This is a genomic window from Enterobacter sp. JS8-1, assembly GCF_049187015.1.
Lineage (GTDB): Bacteria > Pseudomonadota > Gammaproteobacteria > Enterobacterales > Enterobacteriaceae > Enterobacter > Enterobacter mori.
Window position 1 is genome coordinate 3942416 of record NZ_CP185805.1, and the last position, 14774, is coordinate 3957189.

The 14774-nt window shown below is 58.1% G+C and carries 14 protein-coding genes and 1 other RNA gene; 5 read left to right on the top strand and 10 right to left on the bottom strand.

Annotation, left to right across the window (positions count from 1 at the left end; genetic code table 11):
* The first annotated feature begins 1 nt into the window (after window position 1).
* Both ACOQH0_RS18740 and ACOQH0_RS18745 read left to right on the top strand, forming a co-directional pair.
* Window positions 2-604: a DsbA family protein gene (locus tag ACOQH0_RS18740; protein WP_421510975.1), complete on the top strand. Its 603-nt coding sequence runs from the start codon at window positions 2-4 to the stop codon at window positions 602-604.
* Window positions 594-1094 (top strand): protein disulfide oxidoreductase, encoded by a 501-nt coding sequence (locus ACOQH0_RS18745; RefSeq protein WP_421510976.1) that lies wholly within the window; start codon window positions 594-596, stop codon window positions 1092-1094. Before ACOQH0_RS18740 ends, ACOQH0_RS18745 begins: the two co-directional genes overlap by 11 nt.
* A 3-nt stretch (window positions 1095-1097) precedes the next feature.
* On the opposite strand, the gene ACOQH0_RS18750 is transcribed toward ACOQH0_RS18745, so the two are convergent.
* From ACOQH0_RS18750 to ACOQH0_RS18785, 8 genes are all read right to left on the bottom strand, one after another.
* The gene (locus ACOQH0_RS18750) at window positions 1098-1841 is read right to left on the bottom strand and encodes an SDR family oxidoreductase (RefSeq protein WP_089600025.1); all 744 of its coding nucleotides are present in this window, start codon (window positions 1839-1841) and stop codon (window positions 1098-1100) included.
* A 70-nt stretch (window positions 1842-1911) separates the two neighbouring features.
* Window positions 1912-4785, bottom strand: a complete 2874-nt coding sequence (gene gcvP / locus ACOQH0_RS18755) for an aminomethyl-transferring glycine dehydrogenase (RefSeq protein WP_348555859.1) — start codon at window positions 4783-4785, stop codon at window positions 1912-1914.
* A 124-nt stretch (window positions 4786-4909) separates the two neighbouring features.
* Window positions 4910-5299: a glycine cleavage system protein GcvH gene (gene gcvH, locus ACOQH0_RS18760; protein WP_008499718.1), complete on the bottom strand. Its 390-nt coding sequence runs from the start codon at window positions 5297-5299 to the stop codon at window positions 4910-4912.
* Between the two features lie 23 nt (window positions 5300-5322).
* Window positions 5323-6417, bottom strand: a complete 1095-nt coding sequence (gene gcvT, locus ACOQH0_RS18765) for a glycine cleavage system aminomethyltransferase GcvT (protein ID WP_010435344.1) — start codon at window positions 6415-6417, stop codon at window positions 5323-5325.
* A 397-nt stretch (window positions 6418-6814) separates the two neighbouring features.
* On the bottom strand, window positions 6815-8017 hold the full coding sequence (gene ubiI, locus ACOQH0_RS18770; protein WP_253179009.1) for an FAD-dependent 2-octaprenylphenol hydroxylase: 1203 nt from the start codon (window positions 8015-8017) through the stop codon (window positions 6815-6817).
* A gap of 12 nt (window positions 8018-8029) precedes the next feature.
* Window positions 8030-9208, bottom strand: a complete 1179-nt coding sequence (gene ubiH, locus ACOQH0_RS18775; protein ID WP_421510977.1) for a 2-octaprenyl-6-methoxyphenyl hydroxylase — start codon at window positions 9206-9208, stop codon at window positions 8030-8032.
* Entirely contained in the window at window positions 9205-10518 is a 1314-nt protein-coding gene (gene pepP / locus ACOQH0_RS18780; RefSeq protein WP_421512371.1) for a Xaa-Pro aminopeptidase, read from the bottom strand. Before pepP ends, ubiH begins: the two co-directional genes overlap by 4 nt.
* Before the next feature lie 31 nt (window positions 10519-10549).
* Window positions 10550-11128, bottom strand: a complete 579-nt coding sequence (locus ACOQH0_RS18785; protein WP_125914856.1) for a YecA family protein — start codon at window positions 11126-11128, stop codon at window positions 10550-10552.
* 166 nt (window positions 11129-11294) lie between these two features.
* Here ACOQH0_RS18785 and zapA point away from each other — a divergent pair, with 166 nt between their 5' ends.
* The 3 genes from zapA (at window position 11295) to ACOQH0_RS18800 (ending at window position 12470) form a co-directional block, all read left to right on the top strand.
* Window positions 11295-11624, top strand: a complete 330-nt coding sequence (zapA, locus tag ACOQH0_RS18790) for a cell division protein ZapA (RefSeq protein WP_014071673.1) — start codon at window positions 11295-11297, stop codon at window positions 11622-11624.
* A gap of 41 nt (window positions 11625-11665) precedes the next feature.
* A non-coding RNA gene (ssrS, locus tag ACOQH0_RS18795) (6S RNA) lies at window positions 11666-11849 on the top strand.
* A gap of 24 nt (window positions 11850-11873) precedes the next feature.
* Window positions 11874-12470, top strand: coding sequence for a 5-formyltetrahydrofolate cyclo-ligase (locus ACOQH0_RS18800; RefSeq protein WP_420984320.1), 597 nt, complete (start codon window positions 11874-11876; stop codon window positions 12468-12470).
* Between the two features lie 97 nt (window positions 12471-12567).
* On the opposite strand, the gene serA is transcribed toward ACOQH0_RS18800, so the two are convergent.
* Window positions 12568-13800 (bottom strand): phosphoglycerate dehydrogenase, encoded by a 1233-nt coding sequence (gene serA / locus ACOQH0_RS18805; protein WP_421510978.1) that lies wholly within the window; start codon window positions 13798-13800, stop codon window positions 12568-12570.
* Window positions 13801-14065: 265 nt separating this feature from the next.
* Window positions 14066-14725 carry a ribose-5-phosphate isomerase RpiA gene (rpiA, locus tag ACOQH0_RS18810; protein ID WP_420984319.1) on the bottom strand — a complete coding sequence of 220 codons (660 nt, stop codon included), beginning with the start codon at window positions 14723-14725 and terminating at the stop codon, window positions 14066-14068.
* Window positions 14726-14774: the final 49 nt, after the last annotated feature.

A 14774-nucleotide genomic window follows, 5' to 3' on the forward strand; every position in this document is an offset into this window, starting at 1 on the left:
CATGAGAGCCTTTATTGCCTTGCTTCTGCTGTCTTTATCCACGTTCAGCGTTGCCGCGCCGTCAGATGACGCGTCCAGTGACCAGCTGGCTAAACTGCTGTTCAACGACCCCAATAGTCCGCGTACCGGCGCAAAAGCGCCAAAGCTGATTATTGTCTCTTTCACTGACTACAACTGCCCTTACTGCAAGCAGTTCGACCCTAAGCTTGAGAAAATCGTGCATGACAACCCGGACGTGCAGCTCATCGTTAAGCTGTTACCGTTCAAGGGCCAAAGCTCGGTGAATGCGGCAAAAGCGGCGCTTTCGGTGTGGCAGCAACAGCCTGAGAAATTCTGGGCGCTGCACCAGCGGTTGATGATGAAAAAAGGGTATCACGACGATGCCAGCATCGCGACGGCTCAGACAAAGACCGGGACGGACAGCATTAAGACAGAGGATAAAACCATGGACTCTCTGAAAATGAACCTGATCCTGTCGCAGGTGCTGAATATTCAGGGCACCCCGGCGACCATCATTGGCGACCAGATGGTCGCGGGAGCCATTCCTTATGAGGATCTGGAGGCGCTGGTGAAAGAACAGCTGACGCAAGCCCGTGGCCAGTAAGCTCCCGCGCCAGGTGCGCGAACTCGCAATGTGGCTGCTGATCGGCGTTGCCGTGAGCCTGGCGGTAGATTATTTCCGCCAGCCCGAGCTGCCGCAGAATTTCGCCTCAGCCGCGCTGCAAACGCTCGACGGTAAGCCCGTCGACCTTATCGCCATGAGTGAGGAACGTCCTCTGCTGGTGTACGTCTGGGCTACCTGGTGTGGCGTATGCCGCTACACCACGCCATCCGTATCGTCACTTGCTGCAGAGGGCGGCAACGTGATGTCGGTTGCGCTGCGCTCCGGTGATAACGCCACGCTGGAGAGATGGCTGGCGAAGAAGAAAATGACGCTGCCGACGGTCAACGACGCCAGCGGAAGCCTGTCTCGCCAGTGGGACGTGCAGGTCACGCCCACGCTGGTGGTGATCTCTCACGGAGAGGTGAAGTCGATCACCACCGGCTGGACCAGCAGCTGGGGCATGCGGCTGCGGCTGTGGCTGGCGTCGTAGTTGTTACTTTCCGCCCGCCAGCTCCAGGAAGCTGCCGGTCACGTAGGAGGCTTTGTCGCTCAGCAGCCAGGTAATGGCCTGAGCGACTTCCTCCGGCTGGCCGCCGCGCTGCATGGGCAGCATGGATTTCACCCGATCCACGCGCCCCGGCTCGCCGCCGGAGGCGTGGATATCGGTATAGATCAGCCCGGGGCGTACGCAGTTGACGCGAATGCCCTGTGCTGCCACCTCCAGCGATAATCCCGTCGTCAGCGAGTCCACCGCCCCTTTGGAGGCGGCGTAATCCACATATTCCCCCGGTGCGCCCAGACGGGAGGCGGCGGAAGAGACGTTCACTATCGCGCCTCCTTTACCACCATGTTTGTGCGACATACGCTTTACCGCCTCGCGACAGCAGAGAAAATAACCCGTGACGTTGGTGGCCAGCACGCGGTTAATGCGCTCGGCTGAGAGGCTTTCGATGGTCGACTGCTCGAACAGAATACCCGCGTTGTTCACCAGCGCCGTTAGCGGCTCGCCTTCACGATCGATACTGTCAAACATCGCCATAACCTGCGCTTCATCACTGATATCCGCGCGCACGGCAAACGCTTTACCGCCTGCCTCAACAATCTGATTGATCACGTCCGTCGCGGCCTTGATGTTATGGTGAAAATTCACCGCCACGGTGTAGCCTTCGCGTGCCAGCTGCAGCGCAGTGGCTTTACCGATACCCCGGCTCGCGCCGGTGACGAGTGCAATTGCCATTCGCTTCTCCCAATAAAAAAGCCGGGTGGCGGCTTCGCCTTACCCGGCCTACGTTACTACATCAGCATTATTACTGGTATTCGCTCATCGGCACGCAGGAGCAGAACAGGTTACGGTCGCCGTAGACGTCATCGAGACGCTTCACGGTCGGCCAGTATTTGTTTGCCACGCCTGCCGGGAAGACCGCCAGCTCGCGGGAATAACCGTGGTTCCACTCTGCGACCATCTCGTGCTGGGTGTGCGGTGCGTTGACCAGCGGGTTATCTTCCAGCGTCCACTCACCGTCCTGCACGCGGTCGATCTCCATGCGGATCGCCAGCATCGCGTCGATAAAGCGGTCCAGCTCGGCTTTGCTCTCGGACTCCGTTGGCTCAACCATCAGCGTACCCGCCACCGGGAACGACATGGTTGGCGCGTGGAAGCCGTAGTCGATCAGACGCTTGGCGATATCCAGTTCGCTAATGCCGGTCTGCTCTTTCAGCGGACGAATATCGAGGATGCACTCGTGCGCCACGCGACCGTCGCGGCCGGTGTAAAGCACCGGGAAGGCGGACTTCAGGCGAGTCGCAATATAGTTGGCGTTGAGGATCGCCACCTGGCTCGCCTGCTTCAGTCCTTCCGCACCCATCATGCGGATATACATCCAGCTGATTGGCAGAATAGAGGCGCTGCCGAACGGTGCCGCTGAGACCGCGCCCTGACGGGTCAGCATGCCTTCAATCTGCACTACGCTGTGGCCTGGCACAAACGGTGCCAGATGCGCTTTCACACCGATTGGGCCCATGCCCGGGCCGCCGCCGCCGTGCGGGATGCAGAAGGTTTTGTGCAGGTTCAGGTGCGACACGTCCGCACCGATAAAGCCCGGAGAGGTGATGCCCACCTGCGCGTTCATGTTCGCGCCGTCGAGGTAAACCTGACCGCCGAACTGGTGCACCACTTCGCACACTTCACGGATGGTCTCTTCGTACACGCCGTGAGTGGACGGGTAGGTCACCATGATGCAGGAGAGCTTGTCACCCGCCTGCTCGGCTTTCGCACGCAGGTCGGCCAGATCGATGTTGCCGTTCTTATCGCACGCCACCACCACCACTTCCATGCCCGCCATCTGGGCAGAGGCCGGGTTGGTACCGTGCGCGGAACTAGGGATAAGGCAGATATCGCGGTGACCTTCGCTGCGGCTTTCGTGATAGTGACGGATCGCCAGCAGGCCCGCGTACTCGCCCTGCGCGCCGGAGTTAGGCTGCATGCAGAGCGCGTCATAACCGGTCAGCTTCACCAGCCAGTCGGAAAGCTGGTTGATCATCATGTGATAACCTTCCGCCTGCTCTGGCGGGCAGAACGGGTGCAGCTCGGAAAACTCCGGCCAGGTGATAGGGATCATCTCTGCCGCGGCGTTCAGCTTCATGGTGCAAGATCCCAACGGGATCATCGCCTGGTTCAGCGCCAGATCCTTGCGCTCCAGAGAGTGCATATAGCGCATCATCTCGGTTTCGCTGTGGTAGCGATTAAAGACCGGGTGCGTCAGGATCGCATCATTACGCAGCATGCTTTCCTGAATGGAGCGGCTGTCGAGCGCCACGTCTTTGTCCAGCGTATCAACGTCCAGACCGTGCGCGTCACCCAGCAACACGCTAAACAGGTTCAGGATATCGTCACGGGTGGTGCTTTCATCCAGCGTAATGCCGACGGCGTTGTGAATGTCGCTGCGCAGGTTGATCTTTGCTGCATCCGCGCGCGCCAGCACGGCCGCTTTGTCCGCCACGTCCACGCACAGGGTGTCGAAGTAGTGAGCGTGGCGCAGCTTAAGGCCTTTCTGCTGCAGACCGCAGGCCAGAATATCGGCCAGGCGATGAATGCGGCTGGCAATACGCTTCAGGCCAGCCGGGCCGTGGAACACGGCGTACAGGCTGGCGATGTTGGCCAGCAGCACCTGGGAGGTACAGATGTTAGAGTTCGCTTTCTCGCGGCGGATATGCTGCTCGCGGGTCTGCATCGCCATGCGCAGCGCGGTGTTACCGGCAGCATCTTTTGAGACGCCGATAATACGGCCAGGCATGGAGCGTTTGAATTCATCTTTCGCGCCGAAGAACGCCGCATGCGGGCCGCCGTAGCCCATCGGCACGCCGAAGCGTTGCGCAGAACCGAAGACAATATCCGCGCCCTGTTTGCCCGGCGCCGTCAGCAGCACCAGGGCCATAAAATCGGCGGCAACGCTGACAACCACTTTGCGGGACTTCAGCTCGGCAATCAGCGCGCCGTAGTCGTGAACTTCACCCGTCGTACCTACCTGCTGCAGCAGCACGCCGAAGACGTCCTGGTGATCCAGCACTTTGTCGGCGTCGTCGACGATCACGTCAAAGCCGAAGGTTTCCGCACGGGTGCGTACCACGTCCAGCGTCTGCGGATGCACGTCCGCCGCCACGAAGAATCGGTTAGCGTTTTTCAGCTTGCTGACGCGTTTTGCCATCGCCATTGCTTCGGCAGCGGCGGTCGCTTCATCCAGCAGAGAAGCGGAGGCGATATCCATGCCGGTCAGATCCAGCGTCACCTGCTGGAAGTTCAGCAGCGCTTCCAGACGGCCCTGAGAGACTTCTGGCTGATAAGGGGTGTAAGCGGTGTACCAGCCCGGGTTTTCCAGCATGTTGCGCAGGATAACCGGCGGCAGCTGCACGTTGGTGTAGCCCATGCCAATGTAAGACTTATAGCGCTTGTTCAGGCCTGCGATAGCCTTCAGCTCCGCCAGCGCGGCGAATTCCGTGGTGGCTTCCCCCACCTGAGGCGGCGTGGCAAGCTGGATGTCTTTTGGCACAATCTGGCCGATCAGTGCGTTTAATGAATCCGCGCCAACTGTCTTCAGCATCTCCTGCTGTTGCTGAGCATCCGGCCCAATGTGACGTTCAATGAAGGCGCCACGGTTTTCAAGCTGGCTTAAAGTCTGTGTCATGAGCGATGGTTCCTGAAACGTGCAGTGAATTTAAGTTCCCTCTCCCTCCGGGAGAGGGTTAGGGTGAGGGGAAGACTGGCACCCTCACCCCTGCCCTCTCCCGGAGGGAGAGGGGGATAAACAATTACTCGTCTTCTAACAGTGCTTCGTACGCGGTCGCATCCAGCAGCGCGGCAACCTGAGATTCGTCGCTGGCTTTGATCTTGAAGATCCAGCCGCCTTCATACGGCTCGCTGTTCACCAGCTCTGGCGAATCGCTCAGCGCGTCGTTAACGGCAACGATTTCACCGCTCACAGGAGCGTAGATGTCAGAAGCCGCTTTTACGGACTCCGCTACGGCGCAGTCGTCGCCCGCGCTAACGGTCGTGCCCACATCAGGCAGGTCAACAAACACCATGTCGCCCAGCAGCTCTTGCGCATGCTCGGTGATCCCTACGGTGTAAGTGCCGTCCGCCTCTTTGCGCAGCCACTCGTGTTCTTTGCTGTATTTCAGTTCTGCTGGCACATTGCTCATTGAAGTTCTCCTGATAAAAATGATTAGGCGACCGGCTTACCGGCGCGAACAAAAATCGGTTTGGTCACGTTGACCGGCATTTCGCGGTTGCGGATTTGCACTACCGCCGTTTCGCCAATGCCCGCCGGCACGCGTGCCAGTGCAATACTGTAGCCCAGCGTCGGGGAGAAGGTACCGCTGGTGATCACGCCTTCGCGATGATTGCCGTCGGCATCGGTGAAGCGCACCGGCAGTTCGCCGCGCAGCACGCCTTTTTCCGTCATCACCAGACCAACCAGCTGTTCAGTGCCCTTCTCGCGCTGCATCTCCAGCGCTTCACGGCCAATAAAGTCGCGGTCAGCCGGTTCCCACGCGATGGTCCAGCCCATATTGGCGGCCAGCGGAGAAACGCTTTCGTCCATCTCCTGACCGTAGAGGTTCATCCCCGCTTCCAGACGCAGCGTATCGCGCGCGCCCAGACCCGCAGGCTTCACGCCCGCTTCCACCAGCGCGCGCCAGAAATCAGCGGCCTTCTCGTTTGGCATCGCAATTTCGTAGCCCGCTTCACCGGTGTAGCCGGTGGTGGCGATAAACAGATCGCCCGCCTGCACGCCGAAGAACGGCTTCATGCCTTCGGTTGCTTTGCGCTGCTCGTCGGTAAACAGAGACGCGGCTTTCGCCTGCGCGTTAGGACCCTGCACGGCGATCAGCGACAGATCGTCACGGACGGTGATATCGATGGCATAAGGTTCGGCGTGTTGGGTGATCCAGGAGAGGTCTTTTTCGCGGGTGGCGGAGTTTACAACGAGGCGGAAGAAATCTTCAGTGAAGTAATAGACGATAAGGTCATCAATCACGCCGCCCGAGGCATTCAGCATGCCGGTGTAGAGCGCTTTGCCCGGCGTCTTCAGTTTAGCGACGTCGTTTGCCAGCAGATAACGCAAGAACTCCCGGGTGCGGCTACCGCGCAGATCGACAATCGTCATGTGTGACACGTCGAACATACCGGCATCGGTGCGCACCGCGTGGTGCTCATCAATCTGCGAGCCGTAGTGCAGCGGCATCATCCAGCCGTGGAAGTCCACCATGCGGGCGCCGCATAACACGTGTTGTTCGTACAAAGGAGTCTGTTGAGCCATCTTGTCCTCGTTGAAAAATTCACCGTGAAACCCGGTATCGGCCTCGTTCCCGAATGCCGACGCAAACGTTCTCTTTTACCTGAACTTACCACCGAAACCGGCGGTTAACCATAAGGTAAAACGGGCCATCACATTAGCTTATGACCAAAAAACGCTGAAAAGCCTACAGAGTTATTCACTGGAAAAATGCGATTAACCCCGCACAAAATTAACAATGATCTAACAAGATTTAGCACATGGTGATATTTCGTGCGGAAAAACGGGCCGAATTTCCGCACCGGAAAAAACGCGACATTAGTTAATCTAATGCGAAAAATGAGGTGGAATTAGATTATTTCAAACGAGGGAATTTCCCCGGCGCAGCGGCCGGGAAAATAAAGTGTGACGTGGATCTAAGTTAGCGCAGCCAGTCAGGGAGATCGTTAAGACCCATCGCCTGACGGAGAAGTTGAGGTTTGACGCCAGGAAGCGTATCGGCCAGTTTAAGACCGATATCGCGCAGCAGTTTTTTCGCCGGATTCGCCCCGGCAAACAGCTCGCGGAAGCCCTGCATCCCCGCCAGCATCATCGCCGCGCTGTGCTTGCGGCTGCGCTCATAGCGACGCAGGTAGAGATGCTGACCGATATCTTTCCCTTCGCGATGCAGGCGACGCAGTTCTTCTACCAGCTCCGCCGCGTCCATAAAGCCAAGATTAACGCCCTGCCCGGCCAGCGGATGAATGGTATGGGCCGCATCGCCCACCAGCGCCAGACGGTGCGCCGCAAACTGACGCGCGTAGCGGCCGGTTAACGGGAACACCTGACGCTCGCTTTCAAGCGTGCACAAGCCAAGGCGGTTATCAAACGCCATGCACAGCGCCTGGTTAAAGGCATCCGGCGTCGCCTCCTGCATCAGCTGCGCTTTTTCCGGCACCAGTGACCAGACGATAGAGCACAGGTGCGGATCGCTCAGCGGCAGGAACGCCAGAATGCCGTCGTTGTGGAAAATCTGCCGCGCCACGCCGCCGTGCGGCTCTTCGGTGCGGATCGTTGCCACCATCGCATGATGGCGGTAATCCCAGAAGGTCAGCGGGATATCGGCTTTGTTGCGCAGCCAGGAGTTCGCACCGTCGGCACCGACCACCAGACGCGCGGTCAGCATGTCGCCGCTTTGTAGGGTGATAAACGCCTCGTTTTCACCCCATGCCACCTGCTGGATCTGCGCGGGCGCAACCAGCGTCACGTCGCTGCACTGCTGCGCTTTCTGCCACAGCGCGTGGTGGATCACCGCGTTTTCGATGATGTGACCCAGATGGCTATAGCCCATGCTTTCATCGTCAAAGGCTATATGACCAAAGCTGTCTTTATCCCACACTTCCATGCCGTGATAGCAGCTGGCGCGCTGCGCCACAATATCTGCCCAGACGCCAAGGTGCGTCAGCAATTTCTCGCTGGCGGCATTGATCGCCGAGACGCGGAGTTCCGGCGGGGCATCCTGCGCGACGGGCTGCGGCGCTTTTTGCTCCAGCACGGCCACGCGAAGGCCGCTGCCCTGTAAACCGCAGGCCAGCGCCAGCCCGACCATACCGCCGCCAACAATGGCGACATCAACATTTTGCACGGTGATAACTCCTTAACGCGCGACCCAACCCAGGGTCCGCTGCGCCAGCACGTCACGTGCCGGAATGAACAGTTCCATCGCCATCAGCCCGAGGTTGCGACCCGCAACCAGCGGTGCCCAGCGATTGGCAAACAGATGAACTAAACCATCGGTAACGCCGATTGTCGCCTCTTTATCGGCCTGGCGTCGCTTCTGGTAATGGCTAAGTACCGAATAAGCGCCACAATCTTTTTGCTCGCCCCATGCCATCGCCAGCGATTCCGCCAGGCTCATGACATCACGCAGCCCAAGGTTAAATCCTTGTCCGGCAATCGGATGTAATGTCTGCGCAGCGTTGCCGACCAGCGCCACGCGGTGAGATACAGACTGCGATGCGGTGGTTAACGACAGCGGATAGACTGCACGTCTCCCCGCATGGGTAATACGCCCGAGTCGCCAGCCGAAGGCTTTCTGCAGCTCGGTACAAAAACGTTCGTCGGACCAGGCCCGAACCTCTTCAGCTTTTTCCTGCGGATGACACCAGACAAGCGAACAGCGCCCGTCCGACATCGGCAGCATCGCCAGCGGGCCGTGCTGCGTGAAGCGCTCAAACGCCCGGCCGTTGTGCTCTGCTGCGGTCGCGACGTTCGCAATGACCGCGACCTGCCCGTAAGGCTGCTGCCGCCACTCTACGCCGCACTGCGTGCCGAGCGCCGAACGCGAGCCGTCCGCCGCCACCAGAAGCTGACCGTCGAGAACGGTGCCATTATCGAGCGCTACGCTCACCGCGTCTTCGCTGCGGCTAAAACTGGCGACGCGCGCCGGACAGTGTAGCGTGACGCCAGGCGCATCCTGTAACAGACGGAACAGACGCAGGCCAACGTCGTGGAGTTCAACAACCTGACCCAGCGCGTCGATACGGTAATCATGGGCATCCAGCGTCACAAAACCGGCATGCCCGCGATCGCTCACGTGCACGGTGTTAATTGCCGTGGCGCAATCAGCGATCGCCTGCCAGATGCCAATGCGGGAGAGCTGCTGGCAGGTACCCTGCGCCAGGGCAATGGCGCGGGAATCAAAACCCGGATGATTCTTTGCCTGCGGCGCAACGGCTTCAACCAGATGTACCGGGAGCTGGCCCTTCGTCAAATGCGAAATGGCTAACGCCAGCGTGGCGCCGGTCATCCCACCGCCCACGATGATCACGCTCATGCGCGTGCCGCTGCCATCAGCGCCTCAATATCATCGGCGTTCTTCACGACGGTTGCGGTCAGGTTTTCATTGCCGTTTTCGGTGATCACGATGTCGTCTTCGATGCGAATGCCGATCCCGCGGTATTGTTCCGGCACGTCAGCATCCGGCGCAATGTACAGACCCGGCTCAACGGTTAACACCATGCCTGGCTCCAGCACGCGTGAACGTTCAGGACCGTATGCGCCCACGTCATGAACATCCAGACCTAGCCAGTGGCTCAGGCCGTGCATAAAGTACGGACGGTGGGCATTCTCGGTAATCAGCATGTCGACGTCGCCCTTCAGAATGCCGAGTTTCACCAGACCCGTAATCATGATCCGCACCACTTCACCGGTGACATCCTGAATGGAGGTACCCGGACGATATAACCTGAGCGCCGTTTCCAGGGATTCGAGCACGATGTCGTAAATTTCGCGCTGAGCAGGCGAGAATTTACCGTTCACCGGGAAGGTTCGGGTGATGTCGCCTGCGTAGCCCAAATACTCACACCCGGCGTCAATCAGCACCAGATCGCCGTCGCGCAGCGCACTTTCGTTTTCGGTGTAGTGCAGAATGCAGCCGTTTTCCCCGCCGCCAACGATGGTGTTGTAGGACGGGAAGCGCGCGCCGTGACGGTTAAATTCGTGGTGAATTTCGCCCTCAAGCTGGTATTCGAACATGCCGGGACGGCACTTCTCCATGGCGCGAGTGTGGGCCAGGGCGCTGATTTCGCCCGCGCGGCGCAGCACGTTGAGCTCTTCCTCAGACTTAAACAGGCGCATCTCATGCACGACCGGGCGCCAGTCTGTGAGCGTGGCGGGAGCAGACAGGTTCTGCCGCGAACCTTTACGCAGCTTATCCAGCGCGGTGAAGACAATCTCATCCGCATACGCATATTCGCCCTGGGCGTGATACAGCACGTCCAGACCGTTGAGCAGTTGGTAAAGCTGCTGGTTGATTTCGCTAAAGGCCAGCGCGCGGTCAACGCCCAGCTTCGCCGGGGCGGCCTCTTGCCCTAAGCGGCGGCCAAACCATATTTCAGCGGTCAGATCGCGCACGCGGTTGAAAATCACGCTGTGGTTGTGGGTGTCATTGCTCTTGATCAGCACCAGTACCGCTTCCGGCTCGTTAAACCCGGTGAAGTACCAAAAATCGCTGTTCTGGCGATAGGGGTATTCGCTGTCGGCACTGCGCGTCACTTCGGGCGCGGCAAAAATCAGGGCAGCGCTTCCCGGCTGCATGCTGGCTAACAGCGCCTGACGACGGCGCAAATACTCTTGATTCGAGATAACCATGACACCCTCCTGTGCGTTATTTTTCTTAATGTAAGGTTGGCTTGCGGACTTCCGGCGCGGTCGGCTGTGAACGCGTAAAGGTGTCGTGGCACAGCAGCGCCGCCACGCGCACGTATTCGATGATCTCTTCGAGGGACATTTCCAGCTCTTCCTGGTCTTCGTCCTCATCGTAGCCAAGCTGTGCAATATTACGCAGATCGTCGATGGCTTCACCCGCTTCGCCGGTCACTTTATCGAGCTTCGGCTGAGACACGCCCAGGCCCAGCAGATAATGGTTTACCCAACCCGCGAGCGCATCCGCGCGATCGAAGACGCTGACGTCGTCCCCATCAGGCAGATAAAGCTGAAAAAGGAAGCCATCGTCTTCCAGCGAATCGCTGGTCGTCGCGTGCATTTTACGCAGCGCTTCTGCCAGTTCGTGACCAAACGCCAGTCCTTCGTTCGTGAGGTCGTGGATCAGCGGCTGCCAGGAGCTGTCGCTGTTTCCGCCGCACAGCATGCCACTGATCAGACCGTGCATTTCGGCAGGGGTTAAACCCACTCCCTGCTGGTTCAGTAACTGGTTTAAATCCTTGTAACCAGGCATTTCGTTCTGTATAGACATGCGCATTCGTCATCATTGGGGGATATTCATGATATGCTACCACTTTGGACCCTGGTGATACCAGAAAAGGGCTTGTATCTTCACATCAGGGTAGCTATAGTGTCGCCCCTTCGCAGCCCCCGGGGCAGTAAGCGAAGGCAGCGCAGTCAATCAGCAGGAAGGTGGCATGTCTGCACAACCCGTCGATCTCCAGATTTTTGGCCGTTCACTGCGAGTGAATTGTCCACCTGAACAAAGGGATGCTTTGAATCAGGCTGCGGACGATTTGAATCAGCGGTTGCAAGATCTAAAAGAACGCACTAGAGTCACAAATACTGAGCAGCTGGTTTTCATCGCCGCGTTGAACATCAGCTATGAACTGACTCAGGAAAAAGCGAAGACCCGCGACTACGCGGCAAGCATGGAGCAACGCATTAAAATGCTCCAGCAGACCATAGAACAGGCATTGCTTGATCAAGGTCGCACTCCCGAAAGACCGGGACCAAAGTTTGAATAACACTTCTCAGTTGACTATGGTAGAGTAACTGTGAAGACAAAATTTCTCTGAGATGTTCGCAAGCGGGCCAGTCCCCTGAGCCGATATTTCATACCACAAGAATGTGGCGCTCCATGGTTGGTGAGCATGCTCGGTCCGTCCGAGAAGCCTTAAAACTATGACGACACATTCACCTTGAACCAAGGGTTCAAGGGTTACAGCCTGCGGCGGCATCTCGGAGATTCCCTCTCTTTTCTTCTACCGACTACCATGACTCAATTCCCTGAAGTTTCTGCTTCACGCCAGGACATCCGTCAGTTAATTCGTCAGCGCCGCCGTGCGTTAACCCCCGATCAGCAAGCGCATTTTGCCCAGCAGGCCGCCGCCCGTATGATGGCGTATCCCCCTGTCGTGATGGCGCACACCGTTGCGCTGTTTCTGTCATTTGACGGAGAGCTGGATACCCAGCCGCTGATAGAACAGCTCTGGCGCGCCGGGAAGAAGGTGTATCTGCCGGTGCTGCACCCGTTCAGCGACGGTAATCTGCTGTTTCTGCACTACCACCCGCACAGCGAGCTGGTGGTGAACCGCCTGAAAATCACCGAGCCGAAACTCGACGTCCGCGACGTGCTGCCGCTCTCTGAGCTGGACGTGCTGATCGCGCCGCTGGTGGCGTTTGATGAACAGGGCCAGCGTTTAGGGATGGGCGGCGGTTTTTATGACAGGACGCTGCAAAACTGGCAGCAGTACGGGCTACAGCCGGTGGGTTACGCGCATGATTGTCAGGGCGTGGAGGCGTTGCCGGTGGAGAAATGGGATGTGCCGCTGCCGGCGGTGATAACACCCAGTAAAACGTGGCTTTGGTAGAATTAAGCCGGGTGGCGGCTACGCCTTACCCGGCCTACAAAACCTCAACGTAGGTCGGGTAAGGCGCAGCCGCCACCCGACACCACAAACCGCACGATCAGTACAGCAGACGTGCGCGAATCGTCCCCGGAATCGTCTTCATGCTCTGCAGCGCTTTCTCGGCCACATCGTCATCCGCTTCGATATCAATAACCACATAGCCCATCTGCGAGTTGGTCTGCAGATACTGCGCAGCAATGTTAACGCCCTGCTCGGCAAAGATCTGGTTGATGGCGGTCAGCACGCCTGGACGGTTTTCGTGGATGTGCAGCAGACGACGACCGCCGTGCAGCGGCAGAGACACTTCCGGGAAGTTCACGGCAGAGAGCGTAGAACCGTTGTCGGAGTATTTGCTCAGCTTACCTGCTACTTCCAGACCGATATTCTCCTGCGCTTCCTGAGTCGAACCGCCGATATGTGGCGTCAGAATCACGTTGTCGAACTCGCACAGCGGAGAGGTGAACGGATCGCTGTTGGTGGCGGGCTCCGTCGGGAACACGTCGATGGCCGCGCCCGCCAGATGCTTACGCTTCAGCGCATCCGCCAGTGCCGGGATATCAACAACCGTGCCGCGCGCGGCGTTGATCAGCAGTGAGCCCGGTTTCATCAGCGCCAGCTCTTCCGCGCCCATCATGTTCTTGGTGGAGGCATTTTCCGGCACGTGCAGGCTTACCACGTCGCTCATGTTCAGCAGGTCAGACAGATGTTGAACCTGGGTCGCATTGCCCAGCGGCAGCTTGCTTTCGATATCGTAGAAGAACACGTGCATACCCAGGGATTCCGCCAGAATACCGAGCTGCGTACCAATGTGGCCGTAGCCGATAATCCCCAGCTTTTTACCACGCGCTTCGAAAGAGCCGGACGCCAGTTTGTTCCACACGCCGCGGTGCGCCTTGGCGTTCGCTTCAGGAATACCGCGGAGCAGCAGCAGCAGTTCGCCAATCACCAGCTCCGCCACGGAACGGGTGTTGGAGAACGGGGCGTTAAACACGGGAATACCGCGTTTGGCGGCAGCATTCAGGTCAACCTGGTTGGTACCGATGCAGAAGCAGCCGATAGCCACCAGCTTTTCCGCCGCGGCAATAACGTCTTCAGTCAGATGAGTACGGGATCGCAGGCCAATGAAGTGGGCATCACGGATGGACGCTTTCAGCTCTTCGGTATCGAGCGCGCCTTTGTGAAATTCGATGTTGGTGTAACCTGCCGCACGAAGGCTATCGATTGCTTTTTGATGCACGCCCTCGACCAGCAGGAATTTAATCTTGTCTTTCTCCAGTGATACCTTTGCCATTTACCCGACCCTGTTTTTGTCTGAACTGATGTTGTGCTGGATATGAATCCGCTGTAGCCAACATATCAAAAAAAACTATTGCAGCAATATGAACGTTTGCGTCGGCACTCTGAAGAAAAGTCATCCAGGGCAAAATGTCAGAGGAAAATGCTATGGAAATTTACAAACGCGGCAGGATCGGCAAAAGAGGTTCAAAAACGTGATACAAGTCACCGAATTTAGCTTTCAAAAATTTTTTAGCGGGGGGAGGACTCCCCCCGTCAGATCATTTTACGATGGTTTTCACGCCGTCAGCCGTGCCGATCAGCGCCACATCCGCGCCACGGTTGGCAAATAACCCTACGGTCACTACGCCTGGAATAGTGTTGATGGCATTTTCCAGTGCGACTGCGTCGAGGATTTCCAGACCGTGAACGTCGAGGATCACGTTACCGTTATCGGTGACTACGCCCTGACGATATTCCGGACGACCGCCCAGCTTCACCAGTTGACGGGCAACCGCGCTCCGGGCCATCGGGATCACTTCGACCGGCAGCGGGAAATTACCCAGGATGTCGACCTGCTTGGAGGCGTCCGCGATACAGATGAACTTGTCCGCTACAGAAGCGATGATCTTTTCACGCGTCAGCGCCGCGCCACCGCCCTTGATCATCTGCATATGGCCGTTGATCTCATCCGCGCCATCAACGTAAATGCCCAGACGATCCACTTCGTTGAGATCGAAAACGGTAATGCCGAGGCTTTTCAGCTTTTCCGTGGAAGCATCGGAGCTGGAAACCGCGCCCTCGATCTGCCCCTTCATCGTGCCCAGGGCATCGATAAAGTGTGCCGCCGTTGACCCCGTACCAACACCGACAATGGTACCCGGCTGTACGTACTGGAGAGCGGCCCATCCTACTGCTTTTTTCAGTTCATCCTGCGTCATGATCGTTTTGCCTGTGGTGTGAAAACTCAGGGCGCATTATAGAACACGT

Coding starts and splice junctions, on each gene's coding strand:
- ACOQH0_RS18740 (WP_421510975.1), top strand. CDS start 2: ATGAGAGCCTTTATTGCCTTGCTTCTGCTGTCTTTATCCACGTTCAGC.
- ACOQH0_RS18750 (WP_089600025.1), bottom strand. CDS start 1,841: ATGGCAATTGCACTCGTCACCGGCGCGAGCCGGGGTATCGGTAAAGCC.
- gcvP (WP_348555859.1), bottom strand. CDS start 4,785: ATGACACAGACTTTAAGCCAGCTTGAAAACCGTGGCGCCTTCATTGAA.
- gcvH (WP_008499718.1), bottom strand. CDS start 5,299: ATGAGCAATGTGCCAGCAGAACTGAAATACAGCAAAGAACACGAGTGG.
- gcvT (WP_010435344.1), bottom strand. CDS start 6,417: ATGGCTCAACAGACTCCTTTGTACGAACAACACGTGTTATGCGGCGCC.
- ubiH (WP_421510977.1), bottom strand. CDS start 9,208: ATGAGCGTGATCATCGTGGGCGGTGGGATGACCGGCGCCACGCTGGCG.
- ACOQH0_RS18785 (WP_125914856.1), bottom strand. CDS start 11,128: ATGTCTATACAGAACGAAATGCCTGGTTACAAGGATTTAAACCAGTTA.
- zapA (WP_014071673.1), top strand. CDS start 11,295: ATGTCTGCACAACCCGTCGATCTCCAGATTTTTGGCCGTTCACTGCGA.
- ACOQH0_RS18800 (WP_420984320.1), top strand. CDS start 11,874: ATGACTCAATTCCCTGAAGTTTCTGCTTCACGCCAGGACATCCGTCAG.
- serA (WP_421510978.1), bottom strand. CDS start 13,800: ATGGCAAAGGTATCACTGGAGAAAGACAAGATTAAATTCCTGCTGGTC.
- rpiA (WP_420984319.1), bottom strand. CDS start 14,725: ATGACGCAGGATGAACTGAAAAAAGCAGTAGGATGGGCCGCTCTCCAG.